Genomic DNA, 13137 nt, shown 5'->3' with positions numbered 1-13137 from the left:
AACTGCTCACAATAGGGATAAGCTGTAGATTGGGGGGATACAATGGAAACGGATGTAACAAGTAACCTGCAAGCTACAACAGAGGTTGATGTATACGAAAAAGCAAACAAAGTGCTACAGGAACTAATCGCAGAGCTTTGTGAAGTTATGGAGGAAAATAATCCAGAGAAATTTAAACGAATGGGGTACGAAATGGTCGGTGTATACAGCAAGACGCCGATGAATACAGGCGTTCTCACCCTAGTTTTCGCTTCCGTCCTCCAGGATATCATGAATAAATTGGCAATGACGCAAGAAAACGAAAACGTTACTGTCGTACGTGATCAATACAGTGTCATGCGATTGAAAGAAGAGTGAGCAGAGGCTGCCCCTGAATGATAAACAGAGGGCAGCTTTCTGTTTTTGACACTGTGAACTGGCATCTGATCATTCAACATGCTAGAGTAGAGAAGGAGGCGATACGATATGAAAAAACTGGTAAAAGTTACAATCCGAGATTTAAGCAAAATTGAAGAAAACCTGAATGACAAAAACGAGTTGGCCATGTACGAGAAAGCCAATGGTCATACATACGAAGCTGAAATTGAACATGACGGATATGCTGTGATTGACTTGCCAGACGGTGAATACATCGAATTGGCGTTAGATGAATACGAATTAATGATTGAAGAATGGAAGGAAGCAGGCAAACAAGGTGAGCTTACCCTGCAAACCAAGTCTGATCCGGGCGACGACACATCCCTTCTTTATCGTTGGGTAAACGAAGCGGGAGAAACGGTAGGAGAAGAAAAATCATTGTCGAAGCAAGTGGTTCGGCTTGTCGGTCAAACCTGGTTCGGCAAGCAACCGAAAGGAGAATAGGGTATTATGTTGCAAGGTAAAATTATCTCCCTTAATGTAGGGCTTCCCCAGCTCTTGACCTATGAAGGAGGAGAAATCTTGACGGGAATCACCAAGGCTCCCGTACAGGGTCCGATTTTTTTATCTTCACTCAATTTCGACGGAGATGCACAGGCTGATTTACAGTTTCATGGCGGTGTAGACAAGGCCATCTGCGTCTATCCGCATGAACATTATCCGTACTGGGAGCAGAATTTGAATCGAGCGCTTGGGTTCGCTGCATTCGGAGAAAATCTCACAGTGAGTGGACTGTTGGAGAAAGATGTCTGTATCGGTGATAAATTTCAACTGGGCGAGGCAGTTGTGCAAGTGTCCCAACCTCGTCAACCGTGTCATAAGTTGGCTAAAAAATACAACGTTTCAGATTTGCCTGTTCGAGTGCAAGATACGATGTTTACCGGCTATTATTTTCGTGTTCTACAGGAAGGCAATGTAACTACAGATTCTGATATTCGGTTGCTTGAGCGTGATCCACATGGAATCACAGTGGAATTTGCCAATCAAATCATGCATCATGACAAAAAAAATCGAGCAGGTGCAGAACAGATTTTGGCAGTAGAAGGGTTGTCAACAAGCTGGCGGAATACGCTGAACAAGCGACTGGAAGGCTTGGAAGTAGACACGGCACACAGATTGAAAGGAAGCGAGTGAGCGGGTCGAATGGAAATTCAAATCGTTGACAAATCAGCATTCCAGTTGGTAGGGTTGACGTGGCAGGGAACATTTGAACAGGCTGGTGCAGGTGAGATACGACAAGTAATGCAGCAGGTAAGAGAGCGTCAAGATCAAATCTTGAATCGTATCGACCCTTCGACTATTTTGGGGATTACCCAGTACATGACGCAAACATCCTTTACGTATACGGTCGGCATTGAAGTAGAGCATGTTGATCAATTTCCATTGCCTGAGGGCATGTCACACATCACCGTTCCAGTACAATTGTATGCCAAAGCGATACACCCGACAGGAGAAGAAGTCTTTCAGTCCTATCAGCGGGTGTTTGAATGGATCAAAGAGCAGGGATATCAGCAGGAGGATCAGCACATTAACCACCTGGAAATGTATCCTGGGACATACAATCCACTGACAGACACCCCTGAATTGACTATTATGATCCCAATACGAAAAGAGTAGGCCGCCTCTATGAGGTGCCTACTCTTTTTCATAATATAGCCTATTCTTTCGGTTTCAACACATCATGGTCAACATAGCGTTCACCATTCAGCTTGCTAATTACATTGATCGCAACCTTTGCGCCGTCGCCAGCCGTGATGATGGTATGTACACTTACTCCGGCTACAGTACCAGCAGCCCAAATTCCATCCACATTGGTTGCCCCGTGGCTATCTACATCGATCACGGTTTTGATCCGTGGCTCTGATCCGCCTTTTGTTTTTACGCCAATTTTTTCAGCAAGATCAACAGCTATTCCCGTAGCCAAAATGACCTGATTTGCTTCATAGGTTTGATTTTCTGTTTCTATCACAAATCCAGAATCTTTAATTGTAATGTTGGTAACTGAGTCAGAAATGTATTCTGCTCCAAATTTAATTGCTTGTTTCTTTCCTATTTCAACCAGATCGGGCCCGGTGATTTCCTCAACACCATAGTGATTTTCAAGCCAAGCTCGTTTGGTCATGCTCTTGTCGCTATCTATAACCAATGTCTTCTTCCCAGCTTTTGCAGTAAAAAGTGCAGCACTTGACCCGGCTGGCCCTGCCCCAACAATGGCAATATCGTACATATTCAGCACTCCTTTTTGTTATGGTAATGTAGCAAAATTTTCATGAAAACAAATATATATACATAATAAAAGGATATGTTTAAAAAGTCAAATTAGAATACAATTTTTGCACTTTCTGCTGGGACTTGATACACGCAGTTTCGCCCGTTCTTTTTGGCTCCATACAACGCCTTGTCACAAGAGATGTACAGCGACTCCAATTGTGTCTGTTGATCAGGAACAACGGTGAGGATACCCAGACTGAGCGTATAGGGCACTGAAATTCCTTGAACATGTAAAGAGCCTGCCAATTGCCTGATTTGTTCCGCACATTCGGTAGCTTCGATCTCATCTATTCCTGGCAACAGGATCGCAAACTCATCACCACCATATCGACCAAACAAATTCTCTGTACCGAGATGATGAATGATTTTTTCTGAGAGGGACTGAAGAACACGGTCACCAATATCATGACCATATGTATCATTGATTTTTTTGAAATAATCGACATCAAAAAGCAGCAGAGTGACAGGTTTCTGTTTCCTGGCGTTCTCACGGATGCATTGCTTTGCACGGAAAATAAATGTCCTACGGTTTAAAGTACCAGTCAAGTCGTCATAGCTAGCCAGTCGAAGCAACTCTTGGTCTACTTGTTCTTTTAAAAGCAGGACGAAACCAGTATTACCCTGCATCATCACAAGATAAAGGGCCAAAAAAGAGAGTGTCTGATAGATACCAGGGGTAAACAGTCCCATTGATTGGTTTAAAAACAGGGCTACAACTGCTCTGCCGAAAAGGGATACGATGACAAATAGGTAGAGGTAGCCGATGATTTTCATTAGCATGGACGCTGTTTTTTCTCTGACCATCCTCCATGCAGGAATAATGACTAATACCGCAACGCCAACAGAGGCGAAGGCGATCCTTACACTTTCGAAGTTATAAAAGAAAAGAATGAGATGAAATCCAACAATATTACAGATTGTCAGCAATATATAAACCTTCTTGAGTCTCACTGTAAATGCGTGTTGAAGCATTAACACAGCTATTATTTCCAGGGAAGCACCAATAAATAATAATGAATTTGCTATCGATATGGTGAGAACGTCGGGAATCCCATTACGAAGGGTCAAAAAAAACCACGCAATTGCTTGTACACATTTTGCAATAAAGAAAGTATTAATGGTTGTATCTTTCTGGTGGTGACGCCAATACGCACTAATCAGGATCACCGTAAACAGATGTCCCACTACAAGGGTAATAAAGATCGTTTTCATATCAAGCAATAAGTCCATATCGGGTCACCATTCCTACTAAAAAAATCCAAATCAAACTGAGTATAGCAAAAGTCGGGATCATATACATTATCTATATTTTTATTTAACAAGAATATTTAAATAACAATTAGTTGAAAAAACCAGTCCCGCACGTTAATACCGTGTCTTGGACTGGTTTTTTTGATGTTACATTTCTTCAGGAGCCTGCAGACCGAGCAACCGGAGACCTTCCTTGAGAACAACAACGACCGCTGCTACGAGATGGAGACGGGCTGTTTTTACTGCTTCATCTTCAGCGAGGATACGCACATTGGCATAGAACTTGTTAAAGGCCTGTGCCAAATCGACCACATATTTACCGATTTGAGACGGATCAAATTCATCTCTCGCCCGTGCTATTGTTTCCGGGAAGTTAATCAAAAGTGTTACTACTGCCCACGCTTCGGAAGAATCCAGAGCATCCGGTGTCAGATTTACTTGACCGCCCTGGTAGTTGCCTTTGCGCAGGAGTGAGCAGGCACGAGCATGACTGTATTGCACATACGGACCTGTTTCGCCTTCAAAGGTAAGCATTTCCTCCCAAGAGAAGTTAATGTCATTCAGGCGGTAGTTTTTCAAGTCGTGGAAAATGACTGCGCCTACGCCAACCTGACGAGCAACTGATTCTTTATTCGGCAGAGAAGGGTTTTTCTCTTCAATGACTTTGGAGACATCCTCAATTGCTTGAGCAAGCACTTCTTCGAGAAGAACAACTTTCCCTTTGCGTGTAGACATTTTTTTGCCGTCTTTTAACATCATGCCGAATGGGATGTGGTACATTTCATATGCCCAGTCAAAGCCTGCCTTTTGCAGCACTTTGTAAAGCTGTTGGAAGTGAAGACGTTGTTCGCCACCGACCACGTAAAGAGCTTTGGCAAAGTCGTACTGTTCATTGCGATACAGAGCGGCAGCCAAGTCACGAGTCGCGTACAGGGTAGCTCCATCAGACTTCTTGATCAGGCATGGCGGCATATCGAATTCATCGAGGTTTACGACCATTGCACCTTCCGATTCAGTAAGCAAGCCCTTGGACTCCAGCAGTTCAACGACATGATCCATCTTGTCATTGTAGAAAGCTTCTCCGTGGAAGGAGTCAAAGGAAACACCCATCAGGTCATAAATTTTCTTAAATTCCTTCAGTGACTCATCACGGAACCATTGCCACAACTGATGAGCTTCTTGGTCACCGTCTTCCATGCGTTTGAACCACTCACGACCTTGATCTTCCAGAGCAGGGTCTTTTTCGGCTTCTTCGTGGAATTGAATGTAGAGTTGGAGCAGCTCCTTGATTGGTTCTGCCTTTACTTTTTCTTCATTGCCCCATTTTTTGTAGGCAACGATCAGCTTCCCGAATTGTGTTCCCCAATCGCCAAGATGGTTGATGCGAACAGGGTTGTACCCGCTTTTTTCCAAGATATTGGCAATCGCATTCCCGATAACGGTAGAGCGGAGGTGTCCCATCGAGAAAGGCTTTGCAATGTTTGGAGAAGAGAGGTCGATCGGAACGTTGCGTCCTGCGCCGACGTTGCTGCTGCCATAAGTGCTTCCTTGGGAGTTGATTGTGTCGATCACTTCTGTGCTGACGCTTTGACGATCCAGGTAGAAGTTCACATACGGACCAGCCACTTGGACGTCTTTTAACGGATGGCCAGTAATCTTGCTAGCGATGTCACCTGCGATCATCGGTGGAGCTTTGCGCAATGCTTTAGCCAATTGGAAGCATGGGAAAGCAATATCGCCCATAGCTGGATTTGGAGGTGTTTCCAGCATTGATTCAATTTTTTCCTGAGGAAAATCCTCAACACCTAATTCAGTGAGTGCAGCCGAGATTTTCGCTGCTACAACCTGTTCGTAACTCGTGCTCATCATCTATCCACCCTTTAACAAAAAATAAAAACCCCTCGCCTCTAAAAAGAGACGAGAGGATCATTGACTCCCGCGGTACCACTCTTATTGCTATCGTTTGTCTAAGAACAATAGCCTGCTTGATGCTGTAACGGGCTTACCCGGCTTGCTCTACGCAATCTACCCATCAGAAGGGGAGACCTTCAAGCAAGCATCTACGAGGTGCGCTTCATCGATCGTCATACCATCAGGCTTCCACCATCCCTGACTCGCTTGGGTTGTACGAAAGAATACTCTCCTCATCATCGATCCTGTATATCCAGTTAAGAGTACGAAATTCTTGAACATTATTATAACCAATCTGACAGTCCTGTGCAACCGACCAATCATCCAATTGAAGAATCGAAGAGGGGGAGTGATCAGGATTTCTTGTTGCGATTTTGGCGATTGGCGTCCAGTTCCATGAACAGGTCTTTGGTCAATGCATCTTTATTCTCGGCATTTTCGAATGCTTGCTTATACCGTTGCAGAGCTTCAAAAATTGCCATTTCCTCTTCAATATCTTTTTGCAGTTCATCTTCCGCATCGAGATGAAAAGGGACAAGTCGGTCATCAGTTCCGCTTCGCAAATAGGTGGTTTTCCAATGATCGGGATAGAGATAAGGCTGTTCACCCAAGACAATGGAGAGGACGTCATCTTCATCAAGAGGCAGGAAATAATCGTATTCCTCCCGTACGCCGCCCTCTGACAGCTTGATATGGTAAAACGAGTAATGGATATAGTGTTGCGAAGTATTGCTATCTTTGACAAGCCGATAGGTCTCAAAATCGGTCTTGTGAAGCTCTTTCACTGTTTCTATGGAAGCAAGCATTGCCGAGCGACTGGTTGCGGAAAGGGGATGATCCATGATACTACGCTCCTTTCACTAGCGTTTGTTATAGGAGATATTCTGTTCCGCTTGATCGTATCAAAGAAGTTTGATACTGGCAATGTCTGATGCCATGTAAACCCAAGCTTGCCCAAGTGCTAGTGTCAAGATTCTCTATTACTAGAAAATTTTGTATGATTCGACAAGCTTAAACAGGAATCATTTACTAATTTGTAGAAATATTGTTCAGAAATCATATATTCAATCGAAATAGGTAGAATGAGAGGTAGAGAAATGAGAAACCATTGTTGGGGGAAGAGTTTGCTTTTTTTGTTTGTTGTGGTAGCCGTCTGCTTTAGCTTGGCGAGCATCACAGCAGCAGCACCTGCTGTATCTGTCCCGAGGGATTATGAGCAACCGTCGGGTGAGACTTTCACGGCAACACAATTTGGCGATGAATGGTTCAACTGGGTCGAGACAGAAGATGGGGACGTCATTTTGCTTGGTGAGGATGGATACTGGCATTACGCCAAGGTGAGCGGTAGCGGACTGAAAATTCTTGATGAGAAGGTGGCCATTGATAAAACTCCACGAAATGCTGCCAGTAGCGAAAAAGTGAGAAAACAAAGTAAGGAATGGAAGAACAAGAAGATAGAGTCATTCACGAAAACTTCTTCCAAAAATAGGGGAGAAATGATGGAGACTCACAAGACCCCCGAGAAACTGCTTGTGCTGCTTGTTGAATTTTCCAATATATCCATGCGCTATCCAGAAAGCAGTTGGCCAGGAGTATTCTTTAACGACTCTCCAGGGTCACTGAATCATTATTATAAAGAAAACTCGAGCGGCAATTTTTACTTTAAACCAGCAGAAGAACAAGGTGGAACAACGAACGACGGCTTCATTCGAGTACGTCTTCCCTATCCACATCCAAACACGGGTGGTGATCTAGGCGTAAAGAATGAAATGATTGTAAGGGATGCCTTGCAAGCTGCCGATCAATACATCGATTTCAAAACATTTGATACTGACAAAAACGGTTTTATTTCCGCAAAGGAACTGCATGTGATGACGATTGTTGCAGGTTACGAAGCGGCTTACGATCCATCGAACACCCCGAATACGTGGGGACACAAGGGCAGTCTGAGCAAACCAGTCACTCTCGACAGCGTAACGCTTGGAAATGGAGATTATGATGGCGGCTACACCCAGTTTGGTGAAGTGCAAGGAGATAAAATGTATCAGGATGACCATATGGCAACCATCGGGATTATTGCCCATGAGTTAGGGCATGATCTGGGCTTGCCTGACTTGTATGATGGAGACGGCTCTTCATCTGGGCTTGGTATCCACAGTTTGATGGCATCAGGATCATGGGCGTATCTCACCGGTTATTCGGGTAGCATGCCAACCCATTTTGATCCGTGGTCCAAAATGATGCTGGGATTCGTTGAACCTGCTATCGCAACCTCAAGCGGTGAGTACACCCTTTTCTCAATTGGGACAAACAACTACAATATGATAAAAGTTCCTACCTCAGATCCTGACCAATACTTTTTAGTGGAAAACAGACAATTTGAAGGATATGATAGCAGTTTGCAAGATTATGTCAGCACCGGTGGAGTAGCGATTTGGCATATTGATGAAAATGTGCTTCGCAAGACTTGGTACTATAATAAAGTCAATAACGATGAAAAACATAAAGGTGTCGATCTGGAAGAGGCAAATGAATCGATTCTCGGATATAGTCAATTAGACAAAAGAGTGTATGGTGTCTTATACGATCATTATTTCAACTCAAGATTTCCAATATTCAGCCCTGCGACAAGACCAAGTAGTGACTTGTACAATAACACCAAAACCAATATTGCCATTAGTACCACAAATACAAGTGCCAGCAGAATGCAGGTTAAACTGGATCTGCCCAATTTGATGGAAGGTTTGGAGCTTTCACAGAATACCTTGACATTGCAGGTGGGAGAGACACAAACCGTTCAAGCTTTTGCAACTTACTCGGACAAAACGAAGGAAGATGTGACAAGTCAGGCGACATGGAGCAAAAATAGTAACCTGATTGACTTGAACAAAGGAACGATTACTGCCAAAAAACCGGGCAATGTTACAGTCAGCGTCTCCTATATGGGGAAAACTGTTACATTACCCGTTACGGTAAAAGCTCAAATAAAGACAGTGAGTAAAATTGAGCTCGACAAGAAGAGTGCCACGCTCAAAGGGAACGAAACGGTTTCCTTACAGGTAACTGCAACCTACAGCGACAAGACGACAGAGAATGTAACGGAGCAGGTTACATGGACAGTGAAAAACAGCAAAATTGCCAGTGTAGATAAAGGAGTTGTCACGGCTCTTGCACCAGGAACCACAACGATTACTGCCACGCTAGGAACGAAAAAAGCGATATTTACATTGAAGGTGGCAGACTCGAAAAAGCTTGTCAAGTTGCAGGCTGATCAAACCAGAGTCTCGTTAAAAATAGAAGAGCAGAAGCAAATCCTGGTTACTGCAACTTATGAAGATGGCTCCACTGCCGATGTCACTGACACAATTACTTGGACAACGTCCAACTCCCAAGTAGCTTCGGTAGAAAATGGTCTGATCGTAGCAAAAGCAAAAGGAACGACCACTATAACAGGAAAAAGTGGAACCAAGTTCGTGAGAGTGCAAGTAACGGTGACAAATGGGTGAAAGCCCACAAAAAAGCAGATTGCTTGTTGACGAATGTTCCAAATGAGTGGTAAGATACACAACAAATTCATATGTTTCCAAATGATTTCTCTTATCAAGAGAGGTGGAGGGACTGGCCCTTTGAAGCCTCGGCAACCTGTTTAGCAGGTGCCAATTCCAGCAGAGCGATTTGCTTTGAAAGATAAGAGAGGATGTCCGTTGATCTTACATGACACAAATCCTCTTCTTATGACTTTCAAGAAGGGGATTTTTCTTTTTTCTGGTTACAATTTCAGAAAACAGGGTTACCTGAGAGACTCGATAGAAAGTAGGTAAGATGAATGGCAAAACCAACCTTTACGGAACAACTTTCTCGCAAAATACTAATTCTCGATGGTGCAATGGGTACGATGCTTCAGCAAGCGAACCTGACAGAAGCGGATTTTGGCGGAGAAGAGCTGGAAGGCTGTAATGAGATTCTCAATCTGACTCGACCGGATGTCATTCGTTCCATCCATGAGAAGTATCTTGTGGCAGGTGCTGACATTATCGAGACCAATACGTTTGGAGCGACGAATGTGGTATTGGCTGAGTATGGTCAAGAGGCAAAGGATATTGAGTTAAATATCGCTGCAGCCAAGCTGGCCAAAGAAGCGGCAGATGCTTTCTCCACGGAGGAATGGCCCCGGTATGTAGCAGGCTCGATGGGTCCAACGACCAAAATGCTTTCACTAACTGGCGGCATTACCTTCGAGGAACTGGTAGAAGCATACTATCGCCAGACCAAGGGACTCATTTTGGGTGGAGCAGATGTATTGCTGTTAGAAACAGCTCAAGACACTTTGAATGTCAAAGCAGGTGGGATTGGTATTCGCAAGGCATTTGAAGAGCTCCAGGTTGAGCTTCCTGTCATGATCTCCGGCACGATTGAGCCGATGGGTACTACGTTGGCTGGTCAGAATATTGAGGCATTTTATATTTCTATTGAGCATCTCAAACCAGTTTCTGTCGGGTTGAACTGTGCAACAGGGCCAGAGTTTATGCGTGATCACATCCGTACGCTTTCCGATTTGGCCAACTGTCAGATCAGTTGCTATCCCAACGCAGGTCTGCCTGATGAGAATGGTCATTATCATGAGTCACCGCAAGCACTGGCAGCCAAACTCGCTGGATTTGCTGAGCAAGGGTGGTTGAATATTGCTGGGGGCTGTTGTGGTACGACACCTGAGCACGTTCAGGCAATGGCAGAGACTTTGAAAAACTACAAGCCACGTCAGGTGGAGCAAAAACAAATCAGTGCAGTTTCAGGGATTGATCCGGTCTATATTGAAGAGGACAACCGCCCCCTCCTGATTGGGGAGAGAACGAATGTCATCGGTTCGAAGAAATTTCGTGATTTGATTACCAGCGTCCAATATGAGGAAGCCTCTGATATTGCTCGTGCGCAGGTACGAAAAGGAGCGCAGGTGATCGATATTTGTCTTGCTGATCCAGACCGGGACGAGTACAACGACATGAAGCAGTTCTTGCAATATGTTTCGAAAAAGGTCAAAGCACCTTTGATGATCGACTCCACCGATCCGAAAGTTATGGAACTTGGATTAACCTATTCGCAAGGAAAAGCAATCCTGAACTCGATCAATCTGGAAGACGGTTTGGAACGATTCGAGCAGGTTGTTCCGTTGATTCATCAATACGGTGCGGCAGTAGTTGTGGGGACGATCGATGAAGAAGGAATGGCAGTTACTCGTGAACGCAAATTGGAAGTAGCCAAGCGATCCTTCGACTTGCTGGTGAATCAGTTTGGGGTGAAGCCACAAGATATTATTTTTGACCCACTGGTTTTCCCGGTAGGTACTGGTGATGAACAGTATATTGGATCAGCCCGAGAGACTGTAGAGGGTATCCGCCTGATCAAAGAAGCATTTCCAGCATGCAAAACAACCTTAGGTATATCCAATATCTCATTCGGGTTGCCAGCAGCAGGTCGTGAAGTGCTGAATTCGGTATTTTTGTACCATACGACTGTGGCTGGACTGGATTATGCCATCGTTAACTCGGAGAAATTGGAGCGGTATGCTTCGATCTCCGAGGACGAAAAAAAGCTTGCTGAAGCGCTGTTATTCGAAACAAATGATCAGACATTAGCTGAGTTCACTGAATTTTATCGCCAAAAGAAGGTTGTAGAGAAAAAAGAAGTCTCTACCCTTACGCTAGAAGAACGATTGGCTCAGTATGTCATCGATGGCTCGAAAGACGGATTAACGCAGGATTTGGAAGAAGCTCGCAAAAAGTATACTCCCTTGGAAATCATCAACGGTCCGCTGATGGCAGGTATGGAAGAGGTAGGGAGACTGTTCAACGGGAATCAATTGATTGTTGCAGAAGTTTTGCAGAGTGCTGAAGTCATGAAAGCGGCTGTCGCTTATCTGGAGCCGTTCATGGAAAAATCCGAGTCTGCTGCAAAAGGCAAGATAATCCTAGCTACCGTCAAAGGGGATGTCCATGATATCGGCAAAAACCTGGTAGAGATCATTCTTTCCAACAACGGGTATGAGATCGTCAATCTGGGTATCAAGGTTCCACCAGAACAACTGATTGAGGCATGCAGACGTGAAAATCCCGATGCCATCGGTCTGTCTGGCTTGCTAGTCAAGTCAGCCCAACAAATGGTGATCACGGCACAGGATTTGCGCACAGCAGGGATTGACGTTCCGATTCTAGTCGGCGGGGCAGCTTTGACTCGCAAGTTCACGAGCAACCGGATTGCTCCTGAGTACGAAGGTGTCGTCATGTATGCCAAAGATGCGATGGATGGTCTGGATCTCGCCAACAAATTGCAGAATCCTGATGAGCTGGAGCAAATACGCAAACATCAGGAAGAAGAGCGTCAGAAAGCTTCCAGTGGTATTTCCCGAGAAACGACGCAAACAACTGCTGAACCAAAGGTCGTGAGATCGGAGATTAACCGAAAAGCGACTCTGTTCACTGCACCGGATTATGAGCGACACGTGCTTCGGAACTATCCGATTAGCCATTTGCAGCCTTACCTGAACCTGCGGATGCTGTTAGGCAAGCACTTAGGCGTTCGGGGAAATGTTGAGAAGCTGCTGGAGAGTGGAGATAAAAAAGTATTGGAACTCTACGATGTTGTAGAGAATTTGTTAGCGGAAGCAAGAGAGCAGAATTTAATCGAAGCACACGGCATGTATCAGTTCTTCCCGGCACAGGCGGACGGAAACGATGTTGTGATTTACAACCCGGCCAATGCACAGGAGGAAATTCAACGGTTTAGCTTCCCTCGTCAGACACAAGCTCCGTACCTTTGTCTGGCGGACTTCCTCCGACCTGTCGAGAGCGGAGAAATGGATACAGTCGGCTTCCTGACTGTAACAGCAGGCAAAGGAATCAGAGAAAAATCCTCCGAGTGGAAAGACAAGGGAGATTATCTAAAATCTCATGTGCTGCAAGCTGTGGCACTGGAGCTTGCGGAAGCTTTTGCAGAACGCTTGCATCACGTGATGAGAGATGTCTGGGGCTTCCCCGATCCACAAGACATGACCATGCAGGATCGATTCGGTGCCAGATACCAAGGCATCCGGGTATCGTTCGGCTATCCTGCTTGTCCGAATCTGGAAGATCAGGAGAAGTTGTTTGCACTCCTTCGTCCCGAAGAAATTGGCGTACAGCTTACAGACGGCTTTATGATGGACCCCGAAGCGTCCGTTACAGCGATGGTGTTTGCCCATCCAGAAGCTCGCTATTTTAATGCTGTTTCAGCGACTGATTCCGAAGAGTAGAC

General features: G+C 44.9%; 10 protein-coding genes, 1 riboswitch and 1 other annotated feature. Of the genes, 6 read left to right on the top strand and 4 right to left on the bottom strand.

From position 1 onward, the window contains the following. Nucleotides 1–42 precede the first annotated feature (42 nt). The 4 genes from ACPW7N_RS06100 to ACPW7N_RS06085 all read left to right on the top strand — a co-directional run bounded on the left by ACPW7N_RS06100 (nucleotide 43) and on the right by ACPW7N_RS06085 (nucleotide 2034). A complete protein-coding gene (locus tag ACPW7N_RS06100) occupies nucleotides 43–357 on the top strand; it encodes a hypothetical protein (RefSeq protein ID WP_425650144.1) in 315 nt (104 codons plus the stop codon). Between the two features lie 108 nt (nucleotides 358–465). After that, the gene (locus ACPW7N_RS06095; RefSeq protein ID WP_425650143.1) at nucleotides 466–861 is read left to right on the top strand and encodes a hypothetical protein; all 396 of its coding nucleotides are present in this window, start codon (nucleotides 466–468) and stop codon (nucleotides 859–861) included. A 6-nt stretch (nucleotides 862–867) separates the two neighbouring features. Then, a complete protein-coding gene (locus ACPW7N_RS06090) occupies nucleotides 868–1551 on the top strand; it encodes an MOSC domain-containing protein (RefSeq protein ID WP_425650142.1) in 684 nt (227 codons plus the stop codon). Nucleotides 1552–1560: 9 nt separating this feature from the next. Further along, entirely contained in the window at nucleotides 1561–2034 is a 474-nt protein-coding gene (locus tag ACPW7N_RS06085; protein WP_425650141.1) for a GyrI-like domain-containing protein, read from the top strand. Nucleotides 2035–2074: 40 nt separating this feature from the next. Here the strand turns inward: ACPW7N_RS06085 and ACPW7N_RS06080 are convergent, their stop codons facing one another. From ACPW7N_RS06080 to ACPW7N_RS06065, 4 genes are all read right to left on the bottom strand, one after another. Continuing rightward, nucleotides 2075–2644 (bottom strand): NAD(P)/FAD-dependent oxidoreductase, encoded by a 570-nt coding sequence (locus ACPW7N_RS06080; protein ID WP_425650140.1) that lies wholly within the window; start codon nucleotides 2642–2644, stop codon nucleotides 2075–2077. A 92-nt stretch (nucleotides 2645–2736) separates the two neighbouring features. Beyond that, nucleotides 2737–3918 carry a GGDEF domain-containing protein gene (locus ACPW7N_RS06075; protein ID WP_425650139.1) on the bottom strand — a complete coding sequence of 394 codons (1182 nt, stop codon included), beginning with the start codon at nucleotides 3916–3918 and terminating at the stop codon, nucleotides 2737–2739. A gap of 168 nt (nucleotides 3919–4086) precedes the next feature. Further along, the gene (argS, locus tag ACPW7N_RS06070) at nucleotides 4087–5805 is read right to left on the bottom strand and encodes an arginine--tRNA ligase (protein ID WP_425650138.1); all 1719 of its coding nucleotides are present in this window, start codon (nucleotides 5803–5805) and stop codon (nucleotides 4087–4089) included. Nucleotides 5806–5849: 44 nt separating this feature from the next. Then, nucleotides 5850–6099, bottom strand: a binding site (T-box leader). Between the two features lie 104 nt (nucleotides 6100–6203). Then, the gene (locus ACPW7N_RS06065) at nucleotides 6204–6692 is read right to left on the bottom strand and encodes a hypothetical protein (protein ID WP_425650137.1); all 489 of its coding nucleotides are present in this window, start codon (nucleotides 6690–6692) and stop codon (nucleotides 6204–6206) included. Between the two features lie 255 nt (nucleotides 6693–6947). On the opposite strand from ACPW7N_RS06065, the gene ACPW7N_RS06060 reads away from it, so the two are divergent. Both ACPW7N_RS06060 and metH read left to right on the top strand, forming a co-directional pair. Beyond that, nucleotides 6948–9356, top strand: coding sequence for a M6 family metalloprotease domain-containing protein (locus tag ACPW7N_RS06060; protein ID WP_425650136.1), 2409 nt, complete (start codon nucleotides 6948–6950; stop codon nucleotides 9354–9356). A gap of 88 nt (nucleotides 9357–9444) precedes the next feature. Then, nucleotides 9445–9544: riboswitch (SAM riboswitch) on the top strand. 132 nt (nucleotides 9545–9676) lie between these two features. Then, nucleotides 9677–13135, top strand: a complete 3459-nt coding sequence (gene metH, locus ACPW7N_RS06055) for a methionine synthase (protein WP_425650135.1) — start codon at nucleotides 9677–9679, stop codon at nucleotides 13133–13135. Nucleotides 13136–13137 lie beyond the last annotated feature (2 nt).

Origin of the sequence: Brevibacillus nigriterrae, assembly GCF_049846925.1 — a bacterium.
Classification (GTDB): domain Bacteria; phylum Bacillota; class Bacilli; order Brevibacillales; family Brevibacillaceae; genus Brevibacillus_H.
Note: the sequence above shows the minus strand (reverse complement) of the source record. Positions and strands in the feature narration are given on the sequence as shown.